The following is a 22,723-nucleotide window of genomic DNA, read 5'->3' as shown; positions in this document are numbered from 1 at the left end:
TCCGGCGGCAGAGCGCTGCCGACTCCGGCAGCTGTGTCGCCGTCTTTTGCGAAAGTTCCCTCTTGCCCTGCGTCTTCCTGCTATCGTGGAGACGAGGAGACGGACCATGAGCGAGAATCGTAAGCTAGCGGCAATCCTGGCGGCAGATGTGGTCGGATATAGCCGGCTCGCGAGCGCTGACGAAGATCTTACCTTGGCGAGATTGCGGACACTGCGCAGCGACCTGATCGATCCCACCATCGCGGTGCACAACGGGCGGGTGATCAAGCGCACCGGGGATGGGGCGCTGGTTGAGTTCCGCAGCGTGGTGGATGCCGTGCGCTGCGCCGTCGAGGTTCAGAATGGCATGGTCGAGCGCAATGCCGGCGTGCCGCAGGACCGCCGCATCGAGTTCAGGATCGGCATCCATCTGGGGGATGTGGTGGAAGAAAGCGACGGCGACCTGATGGGCGACGGCGTCAACATCGCTTCGCGTTTGGAAGGCGTCGCGTCGCCCGGCGCCATCTGCCTGTCCGAGGATGCCTATCGCCAGGTCAAGGCGAGGCTCGACCTCTCAGTCAGCGATCTCGGGAGCACGCAGCTCAAGAACATCGCCGAGCCGATCCGGGTCTATTCGCTGCAAGTCGGCAGCGCCGCGACCAAGGCGGCCGCGGCCCCGGAAACCGCGACGGGCCGGCCGGCGACGGCAGCGCCGCCGAAGCTGTCGATCGCCGTCCTGCCCTTCGCCAACATGAGCGGGGACACCGAACAGGACTACTTCGCCGACGGCATCTCCGAGGACATCATCACGGCGCTGTCCAAACTGTCGCAGCTCTTCGTCATCGCCCGCAATTCGTCGTTCACGTTCAAGGGCCAGAACGTCCATGTGCAGGACGTGGGTGCGAAGCTCGGCGTGCGGCATGTGCTTGAGGGCAGCGTACGCAAGTCGGGGAACAGGGTGCGCATCACCGCGCAGCTCATCGATGCAACCACGGGCGGCCATCTTTGGGCGGAGCGGTTCGACCGCGACCTGACCGACATATTCGCCGTGCAGGACGACGTGACGCAGCAGATCGTCGGAGCGCTGGCGCTCAATCTGACCGAGGGTGACCGTCAGCGGCTGGCGCCCGAGCACTCGCGCAACACTGAGGCGTATGACTATTTCATGCGGGGCCGGGAACTCTGGCACCAGCTGACGAAGGAGACGAACCTCGCAGCCCGCAACCTCTTGCAACGTGCCATCGAACTGGACCCGGCGTTTGCCTCTGCCCACGCTTTCCTCGCGCTCACGCACGGGCTCGATTACCTGAACAGATGGAGCGCGTCGCCGCCGGAATCGATGGCGCAAGCGGAAGAGGCAGCAATGCGAGCGGTAACGCTGGATGACAGCGATCCCTGGGCGCACTGGGCGCTGGCTATAACCAAGCTGTACACACGACGGCACGATGGCGCCATCAACGAGGCCGAGCGCGCGTTAGCCCTCAATCCGAACTTCGCCGAAGGGCACGTCATCCTCGGCGAGGCGCTGCACTATTCGGGCAGATCCGAGGAGGCCCTCGAGAGTTTCGCCCGAGGGAAGACCTTGAATCCATACTTTCCGGACGTGCTTCTGCACTTCCAGGCCTTGGCGCAGTTTCAACTTGGAAGGTACGAAGAGGCCATTGACCTTTTGATGCAACGGCTGGCGCGCAATGCCGTCACCGACGTCTCGCGCGCGCTTCTAGCCGCCTGCTACGGCCAGCTGGGCCGTTTCGCCGAGGCCCGCGCGGCATGGGAGGAAGTGCTTCGCGTCAATCCAGATTATTCGCTGGAATACCGTCGCAAAGTCATGCCCTACAAGAACCCTGCCGATTTCGAGCGCATGGTGGACGGGCTCCGCAAAGCCGGCATTGTGCAATGACAGGTGAGTGAGGTCAGGCCTTGAACTGCAGCCGATCCTTTTTGCCTGCCTCCAGTCCGCCCCGATCTTGACAGGGCAGTGCTGCCATCCGATGCCATCATCCGTTTTTCACATTCGCCGACTCTTGCCGAAGAAAACCAAAGCTCGATGATGCAGGAAATCGCCGGCTATGTTTCGGGACCCTCGTTCTCCCTTCGAACCAGGCGCGGGTAAGACGGCGTGGCACATAATCCCCTGGTTTCAATCGTCGTGCCCGCGCACAACGCGGAGGCGACGCTGGCGCGCGCGCTCGATTGCTTGCTCGATCAGGAAATAGCGGATTGGGAAGCGATCATCGTCGACGACGCCTCCACCGATCGCACCCCCGCTATCATCGCCGCTCAAATGGAGCGCGATGCCCGATTTCGAACGCTGAACTCTTCCGCCAATGGCCCCGCCGGCGCGCGCAACAGCGGGATTTCGACAGCGCGCGGCCAGTGGCTGATGTTTCTGGATGCCGACGATTGGGTGGATGCCAGCTTCCTCGCCAAAGTGCTGGCCGCACTAGAAACCGCTCCCGATGCGGTGGCCGCCTATTGCGGTTCCCGGCGCGTGATGCCCGACGGCGCGCTCACCCCGTCGACCATCTCGCCGGAGGTTGCGATCCAGCCCTTCGAAACATTCGCCCGCCAGTGCGCCGTCCGCACGCACGCGCTGCTGGTCGACCGGGAGACGATTGTCGGGCTGGGCGGTTTCGATGTCTCGCTGCGCACTTGCGAGGACTGGGATCTGTGGCAGCGTCTGGCACGCCTGGGCAAGAATTGGGTGATGGTCGACGAGCCGCTCGCCTTCCATCGGATCAGCCCCAACGCGCTTTATCGCAATTCGACGCAGATGGTGGCAGATGCGGAAATCGTGATCGCCCGCGGCTTTTCTCGCGATCCCAGGGTCAAACACCCGGCATCGGCTCACGCCAATGGAGCGATCGAGGCCAACGGCGGCACCGCTGCCGAAGCCCTCGCGTGGTTCGCGTTGTGGAACGCCGCGTCGGATTGCGGCCGCGGCTCGCGCCCGATCAACCTACAGTCCCTGCGCGCGCTCCCGGTAGCGCGCAAGTGGGTGCGCAAGGCCGTTAGGGTGGTCTTTGATGGCCTGATGGTTGGAAGCCTGTCGACGCCAGAGCAATTGGCTGCCAGGGGGGCCAGGTTCGGCGGCGCCGTCACCGAGTTGATCGTCGAACTCGGCAAGGTCTGGGGCGATCCCGCAGCGGCGCGCCGCGCCCAGTATCAGCTTGAGCAAATGCTTCTCGACATCGACGACCTTGCCGCGCCGCGCCGACTGGCGCGGACACTTGGAATTCGCGTCGACGTTCGAAACCCGGCCTCTGTCGAACTTCCGGAAGGAATCGATCAGATCTACGCCTGTCTGATGATGGACGGCCAGATCGAGGCGCGCGTGCAGTTCGGCGCACTCGGGACCGTGACAAGACGTCATTGGATTGAATTGGCGCCGAATTTCGTGCCCCCTGAGCGGCCAGTACGCCGGACGGGTCGGGACAGCCACTTCGGCAAACTCGCGCAATTGACCGCGCAGGCGCGGGAGCTGGCTGCCTCGAGCGCCGACGCTACGGAGGCTCTTCCAGCGTCGCGCCGCGCACGGGCAGCCGATGGTCGCGACAAGGATCGCACGTCGTTCTGGAATCGCCATTTCGCGACCGAGGATCCCTGGAACTACAGTTCGTCCTATGAGCAGGAGAAATATGAGCGGCAGCTCGAAATTCTGCCTGCCGGTCGCATCGGACGGGCGCTTGAGCTGGCCTGCGCGGAGGGTCACTTCACGCGGCAGCTGGCGCCGCGAGTGGCCCATCTGACCGCAACTGATATCTCCGCCGTAGCCATCGAGCGGGCACGCGCGCGCGGCGGCGATCAGCCGAATGTCGAGTACGGCGTGTTGGATTTCATGGCGGATACGCTGCCGGATGAAATGGATCTGATCTTCTGTTCGGAAGTGCTCTACTACCTGGATGATCTCGCCGAGTTGCAACGCTTCGCCAACAAGGTCGTCGAGGCGTTGGCGCCTGGCGGCAGGCTCATCACCGCACACGCATTCGTGCTGCGCGACAATCCTGAGAGAACGGGCTTCGATTGGAACACATTCGGTGCACAAGCGATCTCGGAGACGCTGGCAGGGACCGAAGGCCTCGTCCTCGAGCAATCGATCCAGACGGAGCTCTATCGCATAGACCGCTTTCGCCGCCTGTCGCCTGGCGACGTGGCGGCGGAACCAAAGATTGATTGTGTGCCGATCCGCGCGCGCATCGAGATGGGGGTCGCGCGAAAAATCGTCTGGGGCGGGGCGCAGGCCTTGCGCCGCGACGTCGCACGCAGCGAGCGGCGGGAGCGTATGCCGGTCCTTATGTATCATTCCGTTGCCGAAGACGGTCCGGCCGCGCTCGCCCGTTTTCGGTGCACGCCCGCCCTATTCGGCAGCCAGATGGCATGGCTGCGCGCCAACGGTTTTCACGCGATTGCGTCCGAGCAGCTGGAATGGTCCATCGCCAACCGTCAGCCTTTCGTTGGCCGCCCGGTGCTCATCACCTTCGATGACGGTTTTCAGAACTTTGCCGACCATGCCTGGCCGATCTTGCGTGCGAGCGACCTGACCGCGGAAGTGTTCCTGGTGACGGACCTGGTTGGCAAGAGTGCAGAGTGGGACGCCCACAACGGTCCGCCGGCGCAGCTTATGGATGCCGGGACGGTGCGACGCCTCGCCGGCGAAGGTGCGTTCTTCGGCAGCCATATGGCGACGCATCGTGCAATCGATGGCCTGTCGACCGCTGACCTGGCCGCCGAGCTCTTGCGCTCGCGTATGTTCATCGAACGGTGGACCGGTCGGCCAACCACGGCGTTCGCGGCACCCTTCTCAGTCACCGACCGGCGACTTGGCCGGCTGCTCAGGGAGTGCGGCTATCGGATCGGCTTCGGCGGCAGACATGGGCCGGCGGGCCTCGATGGCGATCCCATCGACCTTCCGCGCATCGAGATTCGCGGCGATCGTTCGCTCGATGACTTTGTTGCCATTCTTGAGGCGGTGCTCGAATGAAGTGGCCGGAAGTTCACCGATGGTCGCCATCGCTTGCGGTTACGCACTGGAAAATCAGCTTGAAATAAAGCCTGAGGGGCTCAGGTCGCCTTGATCGCTGCCTTGCCGATCTTGCGCCATCGGGCGTTTTCGCGAACCAGTTTCAGGTCGTCGGTCGTCTGGGCAAATGTCCGCAATCGATACTGCCGAAGCAGGTCCGGGAAGAGCGCCCCTTCCGGCAAGCCTGCGAGCTGCTCACGGACCGAGGTCTTTTCATCGATGACCCGCATCCCCCAGGCATTTTCCCGAACCTGCAGCTCCGCTGCCAGATCGCGCTCTTCCGGCACGTTTTCATCTAGCACAGCCAACAGGATCGAGTGGAAAAGCGCTACATAGCCAATCTGTCTCAGGCCGCCCACTACCCGCACCCGCGGCAATATTGCAAGGACGAGGAACATCAGGAACAGGTTCGGCAGCAGCACGCCGTCCAGCAGCGCCTGCCTCAGCTGCACCCGCTCGAACGGGATGGAAAGACCTTGCGGCCTGTCAGGCTCGATCAGGTGCCCGTCCTTCAGCACGAGCTTGCGTACGCGCTGCTCGCGGATACCCCAGAAATAGTCCGTGGCATTGGGCAGGAATCTGCCGAATGGTCCCGATGCGGCCTCTTGCAGGGCATGTTCGAGACGCTGGCGTCTTGCGGGCTCGATGAGTAGCCTGGAAAGAAGGCTGCCGTCATGTTCCAGATGCCGCGCCATGGCAGAAGCGGCGAGCCGGTCATCGATGAAAACCGGCCGGGCCATGCCGGAACGATCCCAATCTGCGACCAGATCCTCGTTGAGCGCTGTCAGCGCATCGGCGGCGGTTCCGAACACCTTGTCCTGGCTGGCAAGCAGCGTACCAAGCCAGCGGCTGGCATCGGTTTCATCGCCCACCGCTTCGAGCGCGCGCTTGTTGAGGGAAACGGGACCCGCCGCGCAGGCGCTTTTGCGGCACAGTTTGTGGCGGCCCATGCCAAACAGGTTGACCTTGTCGTCGCCGACATCGAGCCATCCAGGCCCCTCCCGGCCAATTGTCTCCATGGTCATCGTCGTTCCCATGAAAGCAACGAAGGCCGACAGCCCGTTTTCGATCGCGCCGAACCAGGCAAGCAGGAGGGCGTCAAAGGTGATCCGGTCCATCAGAAGCAGGCAATGCAGGCCGGACTGGATCACCGGTCTGTGCTCGAACTCTTCGAGAGCCTTGCCGATCTCCTCAGGCTGGATGACGACACTGAGGCGCTGCTGCAGGACTTCGCGCAGGATCGAGCGGGCAGTGATCGCCGGGCCCGATGCAGGCCTTGCCACGGGCCGCCACAGATGGCGGGCGTAATCGGAAACCGGTGCATTCCAGTTCTGCTCGATGTCACGCACGACTTCCGGGCAGAGCAGCGACAGCACCGCCAGAATTTCCGCCGGAGGCGCAGGGGTTGGATCAAAGACGGCGGTCATTGGCCCCGTCTAGCCGCTTGCGGTGAAAACGCCAAGGGAGACCAGACAGCCAAAACCATGCAGCCGATCTTAGAATCGCAGCCGGGCCATGCTGAGGAGGTCATGGTACTGCCCGTCGGTGAAACCGGCCTTCACATGCCGACCTTCGACCTCGAAGCCGTGGCCAGAGTAGAGACGGATGGCCGGTTCGTTGTCGGCATAGACGGTCAATTCGACCCGTTTCAGGGCCCGCCAGTTGTCGGCCACGTCGAGTAGCGCGCCAAGTATGGCAGAGCCGATGCCCTTGCCGACAAGGGCATCGTCGACGCCGATGTTGATCTGGCCGATATGCGAACGGCGCGGCGAACCCTGCACCACCAAGTTGCCATGGCCGACGACCTTGCCGTCCAACTCCGCAACGATCCAGGTGGTTTCCTGACCGGACTTGGCGATGCGCCGCTCCACCTGCTCCACCCGCTCGAAGGGCATCCTGAACGTGCCCCAGCGAAAGCCCGGCATGTTGAAGATCGCGCAAAGCGCCTCCGCATCGGTTGGCCGGACGGGTCGGAGCTGCGGCTGGATTTTCTCGGAGGATGGCGAAGTCGTGCTGCTCATGGCGTTCCTGGCTAGAGCAATTCCAGGAAAAGTGTAAAGCGGTTTTCCGCCTGGAATTGCGTCAGAACAAAGAGATAGAGCAGTTCGCCGTTTCCTTTGAAACGGTGAAATGCTCCAAGGCAATCGGCACGGCACGATGCACCGGACACGACCTGAAAATCCAGCCGTCTTCGCAACCTATGACGCCGATTGCGAGTCAAAATATCGCGAGGCGGCGTAGAGTTTGAAGGCGCCGCTGATGCCGATCCAGGCGAAAAGAGCGAGCCAGCACAATGTGCCGGTCGCCGTCCAGTCGATCCGGTGCACCGCAGCGTCGGTGATGACGAGGCCAAGGATGGCAAGCAGGCCAACGAGAAACTGCGCCAAGCCTAGCACCAGCAGTTCCTCGCGCGGCGCGCTCCTCCAGACGAGACATGTGCCGCCCGCGCCGGCGAGGAAGATGGCGCTGTAGACTTGAGCATGGAAGGCATCGACCGGCCATGGCCAGATGCTGCTGAATGTCAGGGGAAACAGCAACAGGCCGAGGCCATAGAGCCCGAGGATCGCCGATTCCACAGGCAGGTAGCGGCGCCATGCGGGATTCAAGGTCACCCCTTTTGCAGGGGGACGGGTCCTGGCCCGCCACAGGAACAGCCCGGATACCGCGACCGAGGCAAGATAGACCAAGAACCAGAGCCAGGGCGCTTTGCGCTCGAAGTTGAAATAGCCGAGATTGATGAACGAAGCCGCCGACACGATGACGGTGAAGATGAAGGCCATGACCAATACGAGCCTGCCGGGCGACCATCGATTCCACAACAGCAGCGCCGCCATCACGACCATTTCGGAGGTGTAGAAGCCGCCGAGGAAGCGGGCATTGAACGGCGTGACGGCCCAGGGCCAGCGCGGCTTGACCAGCACAGGCGCGAAAAACAGGCCGGCGCCGACGATCAGGACGATAATGACCATCGCGGAGAAGAGGCGCAGGCCCGCGGGAAACGGCGGGTTGTCGGATGTCGGCATGGGAGAGCCCCAAAGATGAATGCCCATGGACCATCATAGTGCCGCATGCGGCCGGTGAAAATCGGCCGAATGAAGATTGGACTGTCGCTTGTCTATTCGAATGGCCGTACTGTACGTTTCGACGTAAAAGGGAGCAGTCGGACCAAAGACGGTCCGGCCAACACGCCTCGGGTTGCATTTTCCGGAGCCTGCACGATGAACGAAGCTCAGGATCTGTTCTCGCTTCTGCGGCAATCTACCGATGTCGACCCACTGGCAATCGACGCGATCAAGCGAACCATCGCGGAGGGCAAGGACCGCGAACTTTGCCGCATCAACGCGCCAGCCTTCGCCAGCAAGCATGGCCTGGACGAGGAGCGCACCATCAGCGCCTTTCTGCATGCGGCGCGGGTGGGAATCTTCGATGTTTCCTGGAATGTCCTGTGCCCCGGCTGCGGCGGCGTGCTCGACACCAACGCCACGCTGAAAACCCTGCAGAAGGACGAATACACCTGCGCGCTGTGCTCTCAGGGCTATTCGCCGACCCTCGACGAGATGGTCGAGGTGACATTTACCGTCAGTCCCCGCATACGCAGGATTGCCGCCCATAATCCACACGACCTGCCGATGGTGGAATATTTCCGCCAGATCTACTGGGCGTCCGGCGTCGATGTACCGGATGAGGATTTCGCGAAAAAGCTGGAATCGTTCTCGCTGGAGGATATCGAGCTTGCGCCCGGTGAGAAGGCGGTTCTGCCCATACAGCTTCCCTCCGAATTCATCATCGTCTTCGAGCCGGTCACCCATTCAGCGCAATTCATCGACGTGAAGGGCGAACCAACAAAGGAGCGCCGAAGCCTCTCTCTGGTCTTCGACCGCGACCATGTCCAGAACCAGACACTGGAGATGCAGCCTGGGCCGTTGCGCATTTCGCTGGAAAACCGGACCGACACCCGCGTGCTGCCGGCGGTCTTCATCGCCGGCGAGGCATTGCATGATTTCCTGGGCAAGCGTCGGCCATTCCTCACCGCCAAGCGCCTGCTCACCAACCAGACGTTCCGCGATCTCTACCGCGCGGATACGCTCGACATCGACCAGCGCCTGAAGATCACCAGCCTGACCTTCCTGTTCACCGACCTGCGCGGATCGACCGCGCTTTACGAGCGGGTGGGCGACCTTGCGGCCTTCGATCTCGTGCGCGCGCATTTCCAGGTTCTGCACGAGATCGTCGCGGCGGAGGCCGGCGCGGTGGTGAAGACGATCGGTGATGCGGTGATGGCAACCTTCGCGACGCCTGACCGAGCGATTGCCGCGGCCCTCAGGATGCGCGATGCCATGCGTGAGCTCAACGACACGAGCGGGCGCGAGGATCTGCTGCTCAAGATCGGCGTCCATGCCGGCCCCTGCATCGCCGTGTCTTTGAACGAGCGACAGGACTATTTCGGCCAGACGGTCAACATTGCTTCACGGGTGCAGAACCTTGCAAACACACAGGCGATCTTCGCCACTCGCGCGGTGGTCGACGACAATCTCACCGCCGATCTGTTGCACAGGAACGCCCTCACACCCGTACCCCACGAGGTCTCGCTGCGCGGCATTGAGCGAGAGATAGCAGTGTACACGATCCCTTGAAGACGAGAGCAATTCCAGGAAAGGCGTGAGCGGTTAGGCTCGGCGACTTCGCCGTAGCCTTCCGTCCGGAATTTGCGTCAAAACAAAGAGATAGAGCGGTTCGCCGTTCCTTTGAAACGGTGAAACGCTCTTAGATCGTCCCGGCCCTCACACGCGCCTACAGATATAATAGCGATCGGCGGGCACCGAAGGTGGCGGCGCGAGGCGCTCCAATTGCGGGTGATCGAGCGGCGTGCCGCTGACCGCGATGCCGCCGACGCGGAGCAGGCGCGCGATCAGATCGGGAAGCCAGGTAGCGGTCACTGCATCGCGATCTTCATAGCCGGTGCCGATGTCGGCATGAACGAGAGCGGCGTCGATGCCGATGAACCTGCTCGCCGTCTCGCGTATTTCGCCGAGCACGAGGTTTTCAGCCTCGGGAATTGAGCTGGCGTGCGCGGCCAGTGCGCGATCGAACGCCACGATCCGGCGTCCGGGCAGGCGCTCGCGCAGATGGTGGAACGTCCGGCCATTGCCGAGGCCGAGCTCGAGCACGGGGCCCTCGATCTTCGCCACTTCCGCGCAGACTTGATCGAGAATGTCGCGTTGTGCGGTCAGCCTGCGGATGAAGCTCTCGAGGCGAGACATATGCGTTTTTGTGTCCTGAACCAGCTCAAGAGATCGGCAATTGCCAGCGAACAGATCGGTTCGCGGGTGGAACCCCCGATCGAGCCTCGCCGCATATAGAGGCCAACGATCAGCACCGCAACAACCGAACAGGCTGCCAACAAGGATCTTACCGGGCGGAGCCGGCGGCCCGGCGCGCCGCGGAACAGCAATGTCACTTGTAGGGGTCTGCGGCGTCGCGCAAGCCGTCGCCGAGGAAGTTGAAGGCCAGGATGACGAGAATGACGGGGAGCATCGGCAAAAGCAGCCATGGATAGAACGCGATCACGCTGACGCTGCGCGCCTCGGTGAGCAGGATGCCCCAACTGGTTATCGGCGCCCTGAGGCCGAGCCCGAGGAAGCTAAGCGCCGTCTCGCCCAGGATCATACCGGGTATGGAGATCGTCGCCGTCGCGATCAGGTGCGACATGAAGCCGGGAATGAGGTGCCGCCGGATGATGCGGCTGCTGCTGGCGCCCATCAATTGCGCGGCCAGTACATAATCCTCCTCGCGCAAGGCCAGAAGCTTCGAGCGCACCGCCCGCGCCAGTCCGGTCCAGTCGAGCAGCCCGAGGATGACCGTGATGCCGAAATAGATCAGGATCGGACTCCAGGTTATCGGCATGATCGCCGCCAGAGCCAGCCATAGCGGGATGCTGGGGATCGATTGCAGAACTTCGATTATCCGTTGAACGATCAGGTCGAAGATGCCGCCGTGATAGCCGGCCAATCCTCCGATGACTATGCCGAGCAGGAAGCTGAAACTGATGCCGACGAGGCCGATCGTCATTGAAATGCGTGCGCCATAGATGATGCGCGAGAACACATCGCGCCCCAGCCTGTCAGTGCCGGCCAGGAAGAGCTGGCCGTTTTCGGCAGGGCAGACAAAATGCCTGTCACCTTCGAACAGGCCCCAGAACCGGTAACTGTCGCCCTTGCAGAAGAAGCGAATACGCTGAACATCGTCCTGCTTATCGACGTAGTTCCGCTTGAGCGTGTCCATATCCAGCGTCATCCGGCGGCCATAGACGAACGGCCCGACGAACTGGCCGTCGTGGAACAGGTGAACCCGCTGCGGCGGCGAATAGATGTAGTCCATGTTGCGCGTATGGAGATTGTAGGGCGCCAGGAACTCGCAGATCAGTATCCCGAAATAGAGCACTGCCAGGAACAGGCCGGATACAAGGGCAAGCCGGTGCCGTCGGAATTTCCACCACATCAGCCGCAACTGCGACGCCTGAAAGACCTTCGACTGCTCCGGCGTCATCGCCTCGACCGACTGCAGGTCGAAGGGCGCGATGGAAACGTAGTGTTGCAGTGGGGCACCCGGAGCTGGCAGCGGCGTTTGCGTGTTCATTTGGTGCTGCCGCCCTGCAAACGAATTCGTGGATCAAGCAGCGCAAGCGCCAGGTCGGAAATCAGGACGCCGATGACCGTGAGGAAGGCGAGGAACATCAGGAACGACCCTGCCAGATACATGTCCTGGCTTTGCAGCGCCTTGATCAGCATCGGCCCGGTCGTTTCCAAAGACAGCACGATCGCGGTAATTTCGGCGCCGGAGATGATGGCCGGCAGGATAGAGCCGATGTCTGAAATGAAGAAATTGAGCGCCATGCGCAGCGGATATTTGATCAGCGCCTTGAAGGGATGAAGGCCTTTGGCGCGCGCGGTCACGACATATTGCTTGTGAAGCTCATCGAGCAGATTGGCGCGCAGCCGCCGGATCATGCTTGCCGTGCCCCCGGTGCCGATGATCAAGACCGGGATCCAGAGATGGGCGAGGATAGACTTCGCCTTGGCCCAACTCATCGGCTCGCTGAGATATTGCTGGTCCATGAGATGGCCGATGGACGTGCCGAACCAGATGTTGGCGAAATACATCAGGATCAGTGCCAGCATGAAATTCGGGATGGCAAGGCCGAGAAGGCCGAAGAAAGTCAGGCCGTAATCGCCCCAGCTATATTGATGCGTGGCGGAGTAAATGCCGATCGGAAAGGCGATGAGCCAGGTGAAGATGATCGTGACGAAGGACACCAACACGGTCAGCCACATTCGGTCCCCGACGACGTCGCGAACCGGCAGCTCATATTCGAAGGAATAGCCGAAATCGCCGTGCAGCATCCCGCCGACCCAGTAGAAATAGCGAATGACCGGCGGCTTGTCGAAACCATAGTCCTTCCGCATCATCTCGATGCGATCGGAATCCACCGCTTCGCCCTGAGCCCGAAGCTCGGCGACATAGCTGTCGAAATAGTCGCCTGGGGGAAGTTCGATGATCGTGAACACAAGCGCCGATATGATCAGCAGCGTTGGAACCATCACGGCAATGCGCCAGACAATGTATCGAAGCACGCTCAGGACTCTCCAAGCCAGAATGTATCCGGCATGTAGACACCGAAGTAGGAGGTCGGGTCGTAGCCGTAGAGCGCCTTGTCAGGCAGATTGCGCAGCCGCGAGGACGCCAGAATTGGCTGATGCGTTCCGTTCACCGTGCCGATCGAAAACACCTGATCGGTGTAGATCGACAGCATCGAATTCCAGATTTCGGCTCGCTCCGTGGCTTCGGTCGATGCGTTCCAGCGCTTGAGCAAAGCCATCAGCTCGACCACAGGCGGAAGGTCGGGCGCCTCACCCAGCGTGCCGTGAGACAAGTAGTGGGCACCCCAGAGCGGCCATTGCAGCTGGTCGTCGATGGTGGGGGCCAGCTGGTAGGGGTTCATGTCGGCGGTCGGCACGCCATTGTCGATGCCCGACCAGATCGACATCATGATCTGGCCGCCAAGCGCGCGGCTGCGGAAGATGTCGCGCTGTGAGGTCCGGATGAACAGGGCGATGCCGATCTGGCGCCAGTGATCGGTGATGAGTTCGAGCGCGTCGGTTTCCAGCGTGCTTTCGCCGGCCGTTTCCACGATGATCTGCGCCGGGCGTCCATCGGGAAGTACCCGCAGGCCGTCATCGTCACGCGCCTGAAGCCCGGCCTCGTCGAGCAGGGCATTGGCCCGGTCGGGATCATGGGCGATCCAGGCTTTCGCGAATTCCGGCCGGTAGAGCGGGCTCTCCGGCAGGATCGTATCGGCACTCTCCTGCGCCAATCCGTAGAACACGGCCATATTGATCTCGCGCCTGTCGACAGCGAGCGAAAGCGCGCGGCGCACGCGCACGTCACGAAGAAGGCCGCGCCACACCTGGTCGGCACAGTTCAGATTGGGCAGCAACGCCAGCCGCGAGCCCTGTGTGCGTTTCCACAGACGCATCTTCACCGGGTAACGCTTCTCCGCGTCCTTCAGGAACGCGTAGTCGGCGAAGTCAATTCCCATGCATTGCAGGTCGCTCTCGCCCGCGCCGGTCTTGGCGGAAATGATCGCCGACGAGCTGACATTCATGACAATCCGGTCGACATAGGGCAGTTGCCGGCCATTCTCATCTATTCGATGAAAGAACGGGTTCCGTTCGAAGACGAACTGCTCGGCCGGCGGCTTGGTTCGGTTCTGCCAGGGATCGAGGGTCGGCAGATCCGGGTTCTCCGGGCGATACTGCCGCGACATGCGGATATGCAGGAGCGTCCATTTCTGGGCCCGGTTCTCCTTCATCAGGCCGGCGAGCCGGAATGGATCCTGGTATTTCTTGTGGAACTGCTTGAGATAGGTGGCCGGCAGAACAAGCGACAGCGGCGAAGCCGCAGCGAGCTTAGGCAGGAAGTCGGGATTGGGGGCATCCCAACTGTAGCGGACCGTCAACGGGTCGACGATCTCGAAGCGTGGCGGCTTGCCGTCCGCCAGCAGCACCGGGGCGAGCCCGCCTTGCGAAAGCTCATCGTTGAGCCAGACATCTTCCCAGCAATAGCGAAAATCCTCCGGCGTCAGCAGGCTGCCGTCAGACCATTTGTGTCCTTCCCGTATCTTGAAAGTGAAGACGCGATCATCCGCCACGTCGAAACTTTCGAGAATATCGGCTTGCAAGTTAAGCTTCTCGTCATAGCCGACCAGGCGAGCGTATCCGTAGATGGTCATCATCCGGATATCTTTTTGGCTGCCGATGATCGTACGCAGCGTGCCGCCATACTGGCCGGGCTGCCGGCCCATCGCAGCGAGATTCAACGCGCGCGGGCGCTTGGGCAGGCGTTCGGCGAGTGCCGGCAGCGACCTGGCCTTCAGCCGTGGCTGAAGAAAATCCGGCTCCAGATCGCCGGCGCGCACCGTGCCCGGCAGAATTGCCGAAGCCATGAGCCCAAGGACTGTGCGCCGGCTGATCAATGGCGTAGCTCGCTGACATCGGCCGAACGTCGGGCCAGCACGAGGTGGCCGCCGCCAAGATCGAGCGGCGACAGCATATTCTCGTCGCCCTCGTCGCGGAATTGCGGTCCCCATGCGCTGGTGTCGGAAGCGCCGCTGAGCTTCAGCGTCCTGAAATCCATCGGCCTGTCGAGATCGGGAAAAGGCACCGCGGCGACCAGTGAGCGCGTGTAAGGGTGGATCGGCTTCCTGAGCAGGATTTCGCGCGGCGCAAGCTCGACAATACGCCCGCCGCACATCACCGCGATGCGGTCTGCCATGTAGTCCACCACCGCGAGGTTGTGGGATATGAACAGGTAGGTCAGGCCCAGTTCCTTCTGCAGGTCCTTCAGAAGGTTCAGGATCTGCGCCTGGACAGAGACGTCGAGCGCCGAAACCGGCTCGTCGCAGATCAGGAGTTCAGGCCCCAGCGCCAAGGCCCGCGCGATGCCGATACGCTGACGCTGCCCGCCGGAGAAACTGTGCGGATAACGCTTGATGAAGCGCGGATCGAGCCCGATCGCCTGCATCAGGCTCTTGACCGTTGCGAGGCGGGACGCGGCATTGCCACGTTGATGGATCTCCAGCGGCTCGCTCAAGATGTTCTCCACCGTCATGCGAGGTGAGAGCGACGAAACCGGATCCTGGAAAACCATCTGGATTTTCGCGCGCAGCAGGCGCAGCGCGTCTCCCTCGCCTCCCAAGACGTCGATCGGTCCATCGCGGCCATTGAAGATCACAGAGCCGCCGCTGGGGGTGACGGCCCGCATGAGGATCTTGCTGACAGTGGTTTTGCCGGAGCCGCTTTCGCCGACCAGACCCAGGCACTCACCCCGCCTGATATCGAAGCTCACGCCGTCCACGGCGCGAATGGAGGTTTGATGATCCCCGCCGAACCATCCGGATTTGCGGATGGTGAAGGTCTTCGTCAGATCCCTGACCGACAGCAGGATGTCGTCCGGCCCCTTGGACGCCGGCGCCGTCTGCTTGCCGAGCAGGTTCCCGACATTCACCGGCACCTCGCGCAGCGCCTTCAGCCTTTCGCCGGGCTTCAGGTCGAAATGCGGAACGGCAGCCATCAGGCCCTTCAGGTAGGGGTGGCCCGGCCGGCGGAATATCGCCTCGACAGGTCCCGCTTCCATGATCTCGCCATGGTACATGACCACCACCTCGTCGGCGACATTGGCGACCACGCCAAGGTCGTGCGTGATCAGCAGCATCGCCATGTTCAGCTTGCTCTGAAGCTCGCGCAGCAATTGCAGGATTTGCGCCTGGATGGTGACGTCCAACGCCGTCGTCGGCTCGTCGGCGATCAACAGAGCGGGCCGGCAGACAAGCGCCATGGCGATCATGGCGCGCTGACGCAGTCCTCCCGAAAGTTCGAACGGATACATGTCATAGGCGCGCTTGGGATTGGGAAAGCCGACAAGGCTGAGCATTTCCTCGGTCCGCGCCTTGCGCTCCGCCCGAGCGATGGGCGTATGAATCTGCAGGGATTCGCTGACCTGGTTGCCGATCGTGTGCAACGGCGACAGCGATGTCATCGGCTCCTGAAATATCTTGCCGATGCGGCTGCCTCTCAACGCCCGGATTTCAGGTCCGTCGCGCGACATCTGCAGGATATCCTGCGTCGTGCCGGGCTTTTCAGGATCGGAAAACAGGATGCGGCCACGAACATGGGCTGTGTTCGGCAAAATGCCCATCACCGCCTGGCTGAGAACCGATTTTCCGGAACCCGACTCGCCCACAAGCGCGGTAACCTTGCCCGGCAGGACGCGAAGGTTTGCGCGCCTGACGGCATGCAACGGCCCGCCGATAATGGCAAAAGAGATGCCAACATCCTCGATCCGCAGCAGGTCAACACCTGAATTCATTCTTAAACCAGCCCCACTCTGGCAACTTCCAGAAAGCGAGACTAGCGTATTGCCAGCCTAGAGCAACTTGGATTCGAAGCGGTCGCCAGCGGCGGCGCCGGCGACCGGACCGCCTGGCAAGGGCGTTCGGGTTGGTTCGTGGCGCTTACTGGAGCTTGCTCGGGTCGCCCGCCGACAGCCGGGCGGCATCGCGATGCAGCAGCATGACCTGCTCGGCCTCCGATTTTCGATCGTGAATCGTCTCCATCGCACCGTCTTCATCGAGCGCGAGCGCACCCGACAGATCGGGTGAAAGCACCGTCAGCTTCTGCTTGATGCCGGTCAGCTCCTCATGGCCCAGCGTCAGCCAGCTGTTTGCGCCGCAATAGCTGGCGAAGTCCTTGCTGGCGAGAACGCTGTGCGGATATTTCTTGGTCAGGATCTGGAGGCGCTGGACCTCGTTTACAGCCGAGCCGAAGACAGAGAATGTGAGCCGGTCGGTAAGCCCGACATTGCCGAACATCACATTGCCGACATGCAGGCCGATGCCAAATTTTATGTCGGACAACCCCTGCTGCTTTCGGCGCAGATTGAGATCCATGACCCGCGCGCTAGCCTGGTGCGCTGCCGCAAGAGCAGCCTGGCAGGCGATCTCGGACTGCGAGCGGTGCCTTTCGCAGGGGTACACGGCAATAAAGCCGTCCCCGATAAAACTCATGATCTGCCCGCCTTTGCGATTGAAAGGCGCGGCAACTGCGTCAAAAAACTGGTTCAGCGTATCGATATAGATTTCGCGGCCCGAGGTTGCGGCAAGCCTTGTCGACCCGCGCATGTCGCCCATGACCAGTGCGGCCCGGATCGTATCACCCTCGCCGCGCCTGATCTGACCGTCAAGCACGCGCCTGCCGGCGTCGCCGCCGAGATAGGTGGTCATCATGTTGTCGGCGAGCTTGGTGAGCACCGCCATCTTGGTTGCGATCGCGAGGTGGCTCTGGATGCGAAGCAGCGCTGAAATCATGCTATCGCTGAAGCCTGCAGTGCCGTCGGTGGACCACGACCCGATCATGCCCTGACTGGTGTCGTCGCTGAAGGGATGGACGAAAGCCATGTAGTCGGTGACGCCCATAAGCGCGAGTTCACCGAAAATCGGAAACTCCGGCGGCAATGACGGGTCGATCCGGCGACGCAGATGGTCGAGCTTGTTGCTGAGCAGATGGTAGTACGGGCTGGTCAGGAATCTGTCGGACGGCTCGCCCGGCTCAACGCGGAAACCTTCCACTTCCATGCCCTGGCCGCGAACCCAGGTGAAGCCAAGCGCATCATAAAGCGGATGCAGCATCGAAAAGCTCAGATGCACCCGCTTCAGCGGCAGGCCGGCAGCAGCCAGCCGCTCGCAAAAGCCTTTTACCAATGTTTCCAGGTCGCTGCCCGCCAGCGCCGATTGGTTCAGCCAATCTGCAACCTTATCCATGAGAATGGTGGAAATTTCTGCCTGCGCTGTGCTCATGCTATCTCGCAACCCGTCGAAGACGGAGCCCTTGTCGTTTGATCCGCCATAAAACAGTCCGCCAACAACCCCAAGGATAATCCCCCGAAGTCAACGAGACCTGCTTCGGCGGCAAAAGCGGCGAAGAATTTCCCTGATGACTGTCCTTGCGGCAGCAGACGTAACTGCATCTATGTTCTGGGCGTTATGTGGCGAAGCTGCCTTCGGAGTGCAACCACGATCCTGACATCGGGCAGAAAATTCGCCGGCTTGGACGCTGTCAGGCCTTCATCACTTTCTCGCGGGCCAGCCCGAGGCGGCCAAAAACATTGCGTGTGTCGACGATCACAAGGGCGTGATCAGCGATCGCCCGATAGTCGATCGCGTCGTGGTCGGTTGCAACGACGACAGCATCGAAATCCTTCAAGGCCGCCTCGGTCAATTCGACCGAGCGGCGCCCCTTGATCGCCATATGCTCCCGCGTGGCCGGAATCTCGGTGACGTGCGGATCGTGGAATTCCGCCTTGCCGCCCCATTCCTCAATAAGCTCAATGAGCCGCAGCGAGGGGCTTTCGCGGATGTCGGGCACATTCTTCTTGTAGGCCAGCCCGATGATGAGAATGCGCGAGCGGCTGAGCGCCTTGCCGCAGCGCCTGTCCAGCGCCTTCGCCAGTTCATCGACCACGCGATGCGGCATGGCCGTGTTGATCTCTGCCGCCAGCTCAATGAAGCGGGTCGGCAGTTCGTATTCGCGCGCCTTCCACGTCAGGTAGAAGGGATCGATCGGAACGCAGTGCCCGCCAAGTCCGGGGCCAGGATAGAAGGGCATGTAGCCGAAGGGCTTGCTCTTTGCCGCCTCGATCACCTCCCAGATATCAATGCCCATCGCGTCGAACACGACCTTCAACTCGTTGACGAGCGCTATGTTGACCGATCGGAAGATGTTTTCCGTCAGCTTGACCGCCTCGGCGGTCGCGGTGGTGGAGACCGGAACGACGGTCTTGACCACGCCCTGGTAGAAAGCCTGCACCAGCCTCGCCGCTTCCATGCTATCGCCTGCCACGACCTTGGGGATCGTCGCGACTTCAAAGCTGCGGTTGCCGGGATCCTCGCGCTCGGGCGAGAAGCCGAGGAAGAAGTCTATCCTCGACTGCAAGCCGGTTTCTTCCAGTATCGGCTTGATCACGTCGTCAGTGGTGCCGGGATAGGTGGTCGATTCCAGCACGATCAGCTGGCCGACACGCAGATGCTTCGCAATGGTGCCTGCAGTGTTCCTGACAAAGGAGAGATCCGGCTCACGGTGTTTCGTCAACGGTGTCGGAACGCAGATGATGATGACATCGCAGACGGCCAGTTCGGCAAAATCCTCAGTGGCGCGGAACCGTCCGCCCGCCACCTGGTCGGCAAGGGCAGTCGACGTCACTGCCTCGATGTAGGATTGGCCGTTGTTCAGGCTCTCGACCTTCTGGGCTTCGATATCGAAGCCGAAAACCGGAAAGCCGGCGCGTGCGATCGCAACCGCCAGCGGCAACCCGACATAGCCCAGTCCGATCACGCCGACTTGCGCGGCGCGGGTCGAAATCCGGTCTAGAAGACGGTCATATATCGATCGCGAGGCGTCCAAAAAACTGCTTTCCTTCAATTCGGACAGGCGGTCCGTTCCCGTGGCGAGGCTCACTAGGAACCACGGCCGAGGCATATTGCCCAAGATCGATTTCCGCAACCCCGTCATCGAACCGGCACCTTCGCCTTTAGGCTGGCGGCAGCCATCGCGTAGCCGCCGGCCGCGCCATCGATGAAATGAAGGTGATCGCGCTGCAGCGGCGAGGCGACGAGGCATGTCATCAAGGCCGATTTCTGGCGGTGCAGGCCATAGTTGCAAATGCCCGCATCTTCCGCCTGCTTCAGCCGGTTCTCGATCCGTTGCAACACATCCGCGTCGACGTCGATGGTCATCTTCAAGCCGTCGTCGAACTTGCGGAAATCCGAATTGCTGGCCACGTCACGTTTGTAGACCTTCGGATCGAAACTGCCGATCGTCCAGCCATATCTATCGGTGACGGCCGTGAGCGTCATCAGGAACATGACCCACAGCTTCGTTAGCCAGCGCCGTCCTGCCGGGGCCGTGGCGCGCGCCTCGATATCGAGGCCGGCAGGCAGCAGGCTGTAGTCCGGCCCGTTCACCGGTACCGGGTGGCCATCGCGTTCCTGCCTGCCGGCAAGGGCGATGATGTCGGACGCCAGAAACTGAAAACCGCGCAAATCGCGCGACGCCCCCGGTATGGCTATGATCGAGACGATTTCGCCGTGCCGGGCTTCGATCGGATTCCAGCGGCAGGAGAGGCCGGTCAGATCCGGCCGCGCGCCGGCCGGCGCAGGATCGATGCGGTAGCGTCCCGCTTTCATCTCGGCTTCCGCCCAACTGCCGCCGCCGCCGGCGAACATGGCATAGAAGACCGCTTCGGAGGCTTGAAACCTCGCCACGCGAACGTCGCGGCCTTGCGCTCTTATATCCTTTATCGGCACGATTGCGGCACGCAAGGTCAGGTCCAGTTCGTCCGCCACCCATCTCTGGACAGCCGCCAGCGCGTTGCGGGTAACCTCCAGCGCCGAGCCGGGAAACGCCACCAGCGCGCCGTCGCCGCCGAAGACAAAGGGAAGGTCTTGCCGGCCAAGCGCGTTGAGCAGCGCCGAAATGACGCTGGCGCCGGCCATGTTGACGGTCTTGTAGCGCCCAGCCTCGATCGCCTTGGTCGAGCCGACGATGTCGGCCGTGGCCAGCGCCCAGCCATCGGGGAGAGGCCGATAGTTGTCTATATCGGCGACGCTTTCGAACTTTGCGAAGACCGGCAGAGAAGCGACAAACGGGTCGGACGCGGCGGCTGTTTCCATGAGCATGAGATAGCACATTTCCACTGCTTGAAGGTGAAGTCGATCGTGCTGCGAAATTGACTTGCGCTGGCTTTGCGATGATAGGGTCCGGAAATGCGAATTGCCTTCTACGCGCCGCTGAAGTCACTCAATCATCCCGTTGCCTCCGGCGACCGCCAGATGGCAAGGGCGCTGGTCAAGGCGCTGGAGCGCGGCGGGCATAGCGTCGAACTGGCTTCCGAATTGCGCTTCTATCTACGCGAACCGGAGTCGAAAAGTTTCGATGCGCTCAAGATCGAGGCCCGAGCGGAAGCGGCGCGGCTGGCAAGGCTTTGGGATCATGACGGCAAACCCGATCTCTGGTTCACCTATCATCCCTATTACAAGGCGCCCGACCCGATCGGGCCAGAGCTGGCATCGGCCTTTGCCGTCCCTTATGTGACAGCGGAAGCCTCCTATTCGAGGCGGCGCAACACCGGTTTGTGGGCCGATGCGCAAGCGTTGGTGGTGCGAGCCGTCGAACAGGCGGCGCTGAACATCTGCTTCACGCAAAGGGATCGTCAGGGACTGGCAGAGGCGATACCCGATGCCGCTCTGGGCATGCTTTCGCCCTTCATCGACACATCGGCATTCCGGGAAACCCCGACACGGGGCTGTCCGACGCGCCTCATTACCGTCGCCATGATGCGCCCGGGCGACAAGCTCGAAAGCTATCGCATGCTGGCGCAAGCGCTCGGCTCGATCGGCCACCTGCCCTGGACCATTTCGGTCGTCGGGGACGGGCCTGCCCGTGAAGAGGTCAAAGCGCAATTCGCGGGCCTGCCCGCCGACCGTATCGAATGGCTTGGCGCGATTGAGCCAACCGCCGTGCCGGATGTCCTCTACGGTGGGGGAATTTACGTCTGGCCGGGTTTCGGCGAAGCCTATGGCATTGCCTATCTTGAAGCACAGGCCGCCGGCCTTCCGGTGGTAGCTCAGGACATCGCCGGCGTGCCGGAGGTCGTGCGGGATGGCCAGACCGGGTTTCTCACCCCGCCGGGCGATGTGGCGGCATTCGCTTCCGCCATTGAAAGGCTCCTGACCCGGAACGACGAAAGAACCATCATGGCCGCGGAAGCCAGACGCTTCACCCTCGAAGAGCGTTCCCTCGGTGCGGCGGCTGCGCGTCTGACCGAACTTCTTGCGAAGATCCCGGTTTCATGACACCCGATCGGATCTGGCAACCCCTGGTGGAAGAACTGGCGCGTCGGCAACGGGTGGGCCGCAAGGCAGAGTTCTGGCTGCGCGACGATGACGCCGTGGATCCGACGCCCGCGCTTGACCGGCTGCTCCGCCTCACCGGTGCATTCGCGGTTCCGGTCGCCCTGGCCGTGATTCCGGCCCGGACTGATGAGAAGCTTGTCGCCCGGCTTGACGAGGCGCCGCATGCCACGGTCGCAATCCATGGCTGGGCGCACCGGAATCATGCGCCAGAGGACCAGAAAAAGCAGGAGCTCGGCCCGCATCGGCCACGCGAGGCGATGCTCGATGATCTGGCGCGCGGGCTGTCGCACGTAACCGGCCTGCACGGCGCACGTGCCGTTCCGATGCTGGTGCCACCCTGGAACAGGATCGACGCCGGCCTGGTTTCCGACCTTGGATCGATAGGATTTGCGGCATTGTCGGTCTACGGGCCGCCGAAGCCGGCTTCGCTGGCGGTCATCAACAGCAATGTCGACATCATGGATTGGCATGGCACGCGCGGTTGCCGCGATCATGGCCTGTTGGTTCAGGCTATCGTCGCGCAACTGCAGCAGGCATTCGATGGCGGCGAACCGGTCGGCCTGCTCACCCACCATCTCGTGCATGATGAATCGGCCTGGCTTTTCCTCGAACGGCTGTTCGCAGTCACCGCACAGGCTGAAGGCTGCGCATGGCTTCCGATCAGGACATTGATCGGGCGCAGCGCCGGCAAAGGAAAATAG

At 62.1% G+C, this 22,723-nt stretch carries 16 protein-coding genes; 5 read left to right on the top strand and 11 right to left on the bottom strand.

Going from position 1 to position 22,723, the window contains the following annotated elements:
- The first annotated feature begins 106 nt into the window (after window positions 1–106).
- Window positions 107–1,879: an adenylate/guanylate cyclase domain-containing protein gene (locus tag EN846_RS04815; protein WP_127309700.1), complete on the top strand. Its 1,773-nt coding sequence runs from the start codon at window positions 107–109 to the stop codon at window positions 1,877–1,879.
- A gap of 219 nt (window positions 1,880–2,098) precedes the next feature.
- Window positions 2,099–4,960 (top strand): glycosyltransferase, encoded by a 2,862-nt coding sequence (locus EN846_RS04810; RefSeq protein ID WP_127392455.1) that lies wholly within the window; start codon window positions 2,099–2,101, stop codon window positions 4,958–4,960.
- Between the two features lie 80 nt (window positions 4,961–5,040).
- On the opposite strand, the gene EN846_RS04805 is transcribed toward EN846_RS04810, so the two are convergent.
- The 3 genes from EN846_RS04805 to EN846_RS04795 form a co-directional block, all read right to left on the bottom strand.
- Window positions 5,041–6,426, bottom strand: coding sequence for a hypothetical protein (locus tag EN846_RS04805; protein WP_127309702.1), 1,386 nt, complete (start codon window positions 6,424–6,426; stop codon window positions 5,041–5,043).
- Window positions 6,427–6,495: 69 nt separating this feature from the next.
- Window positions 6,496–7,020: a GNAT family N-acetyltransferase gene (locus EN846_RS04800; RefSeq protein WP_128346030.1), complete on the bottom strand. Its 525-nt coding sequence runs from the start codon at window positions 7,018–7,020 to the stop codon at window positions 6,496–6,498.
- A 177-nt stretch (window positions 7,021–7,197) separates the two neighbouring features.
- Complete coding sequence (locus tag EN846_RS04795) at window positions 7,198–8,022, bottom strand: hypothetical protein (protein ID WP_127391582.1); 825 nt, start codon at window positions 8,020–8,022, stop codon at window positions 7,198–7,200.
- Between the two features lie 195 nt (window positions 8,023–8,217).
- On the opposite strand from EN846_RS04795, the gene EN846_RS04790 reads away from it, so the two are divergent.
- Window positions 8,218–9,633 (top strand): adenylate/guanylate cyclase domain-containing protein, encoded by a 1,416-nt coding sequence (locus EN846_RS04790; RefSeq protein WP_127310534.1) that lies wholly within the window; start codon window positions 8,218–8,220, stop codon window positions 9,631–9,633.
- A 147-nt stretch (window positions 9,634–9,780) separates the two neighbouring features.
- Here the strand turns inward: EN846_RS04790 and EN846_RS04785 are convergent, their stop codons facing one another.
- The 8 genes from EN846_RS04785 to EN846_RS04750 form a co-directional block, all read right to left on the bottom strand.
- Window positions 9,781–10,260 carry a class I SAM-dependent methyltransferase gene (locus EN846_RS04785; RefSeq protein WP_127310535.1) on the bottom strand — a complete coding sequence of 160 codons (480 nt, stop codon included), beginning with the start codon at window positions 10,258–10,260 and terminating at the stop codon, window positions 9,781–9,783.
- 193 nt (window positions 10,261–10,453) lie between these two features.
- The gene (locus tag EN846_RS04780) at window positions 10,454–11,635 is read right to left on the bottom strand and encodes an ABC transporter permease (protein WP_127285078.1); all 1,182 of its coding nucleotides are present in this window, start codon (window positions 11,633–11,635) and stop codon (window positions 10,454–10,456) included.
- On the bottom strand, window positions 11,632–12,630 hold the full coding sequence (locus EN846_RS04775) for an ABC transporter permease (RefSeq protein WP_127285079.1): 999 nt from the start codon (window positions 12,628–12,630) through the stop codon (window positions 11,632–11,634). The genes EN846_RS04780 and EN846_RS04775 overlap by 4 nt, the downstream gene beginning before the upstream one ends.
- A gap of 2 nt (window positions 12,631–12,632) precedes the next feature.
- A complete protein-coding gene (locus EN846_RS04770) occupies window positions 12,633–14,531 on the bottom strand; it encodes an ABC transporter substrate-binding protein (RefSeq protein WP_127310536.1) in 1,899 nt (632 codons plus the stop codon).
- A complete protein-coding gene (locus EN846_RS04765) occupies window positions 14,528–16,423 on the bottom strand; it encodes an ABC transporter ATP-binding protein (protein ID WP_127310537.1) in 1,896 nt (631 codons plus the stop codon). Before EN846_RS04765 ends, EN846_RS04770 begins: the two co-directional genes overlap by 4 nt.
- Before the next feature lie 145 nt (window positions 16,424–16,568).
- A complete protein-coding gene (locus EN846_RS04760; RefSeq protein WP_127310538.1) occupies window positions 16,569–17,909 on the bottom strand; it encodes an adenylate/guanylate cyclase domain-containing protein in 1,341 nt (446 codons plus the stop codon).
- A gap of 259 nt (window positions 17,910–18,168) precedes the next feature.
- Entirely contained in the window at window positions 18,169–19,512 is a 1,344-nt protein-coding gene (locus tag EN846_RS04755; RefSeq protein ID WP_127391581.1) for a nucleotide sugar dehydrogenase, read from the bottom strand.
- Between the two features lie 104 nt (window positions 19,513–19,616).
- A complete protein-coding gene (locus tag EN846_RS04750) occupies window positions 19,617–20,780 on the bottom strand; it encodes a DUF3095 domain-containing protein (RefSeq protein WP_127391584.1) in 1,164 nt (387 codons plus the stop codon).
- Between the two features lie 93 nt (window positions 20,781–20,873).
- Here EN846_RS04750 and EN846_RS04745 point away from each other — a divergent pair, with 93 nt between their 5' ends.
- Together EN846_RS04745 and EN846_RS04740 are read left to right on the top strand one after the other, a co-directional pair.
- Window positions 20,874–21,962 carry a glycosyltransferase family 4 protein gene (locus tag EN846_RS04745; RefSeq protein ID WP_127309467.1) on the top strand — a complete coding sequence of 363 codons (1,089 nt, stop codon included), beginning with the start codon at window positions 20,874–20,876 and terminating at the stop codon, window positions 21,960–21,962.
- Window positions 21,959–22,723: a polysaccharide deacetylase family protein gene (locus tag EN846_RS04740; RefSeq protein ID WP_127309466.1), complete on the top strand. Its 765-nt coding sequence runs from the start codon at window positions 21,959–21,961 to the stop codon at window positions 22,721–22,723. Before EN846_RS04745 ends, EN846_RS04740 begins: the two co-directional genes overlap by 4 nt.

This window comes from Mesorhizobium sp. M4B.F.Ca.ET.203.01.1.1 (assembly GCF_004791025.1).
Taxonomy (GTDB): domain Bacteria; phylum Pseudomonadota; class Alphaproteobacteria; order Rhizobiales; family Rhizobiaceae; genus Mesorhizobium; species Mesorhizobium abyssinicae.
This window is presented reverse-complemented; position numbering and strand designations above follow the sequence as displayed.

Coding starts and splice junctions, on each gene's coding strand:
- EN846_RS04815 (WP_127309700.1), top strand. CDS start 107: ATGAGCGAGAATCGTAAGCTAGCGGCAATCCTGGCGGCAGATGTGGTC.
- EN846_RS04805 (WP_127309702.1), bottom strand. CDS start 6,426: ATGACCGCCGTCTTTGATCCAACCCCTGCGCCTCCGGCGGAAATTCTG.
- EN846_RS04800 (WP_128346030.1), bottom strand. CDS start 7,020: ATGAGCAGCACGACTTCGCCATCCTCCGAGAAAATCCAGCCGCAGCTC.
- EN846_RS04795 (WP_127391582.1), bottom strand. CDS start 8,022: ATGCCGACATCCGACAACCCGCCGTTTCCCGCGGGCCTGCGCCTCTTC.
- EN846_RS04790 (WP_127310534.1), top strand. CDS start 8,218: ATGAACGAAGCTCAGGATCTGTTCTCGCTTCTGCGGCAATCTACCGAT.
- EN846_RS04785 (WP_127310535.1), bottom strand. CDS start 10,260: ATGTCTCGCCTCGAGAGCTTCATCCGCAGGCTGACCGCACAACGCGAC.
- EN846_RS04780 (WP_127285078.1), bottom strand. CDS start 11,635: ATGAACACGCAAACGCCGCTGCCAGCTCCGGGTGCCCCACTGCAACAC.
- EN846_RS04765 (WP_127310537.1), bottom strand. CDS start 16,423: ATGAATTCAGGTGTTGACCTGCTGCGGATCGAGGATGTTGGCATCTCT.
- EN846_RS04760 (WP_127310538.1), bottom strand. CDS start 17,909: ATGAGCACAGCGCAGGCAGAAATTTCCACCATTCTCATGGATAAGGTT.
- EN846_RS04750 (WP_127391584.1), bottom strand. CDS start 20,780: ATGGAAACAGCCGCCGCGTCCGACCCGTTTGTCGCTTCTCTGCCGGTC.
- EN846_RS04745 (WP_127309467.1), top strand. CDS start 20,874: ATGCGAATTGCCTTCTACGCGCCGCTGAAGTCACTCAATCATCCCGTT.
- EN846_RS04740 (WP_127309466.1), top strand. CDS start 21,959: ATGACACCCGATCGGATCTGGCAACCCCTGGTGGAAGAACTGGCGCGT.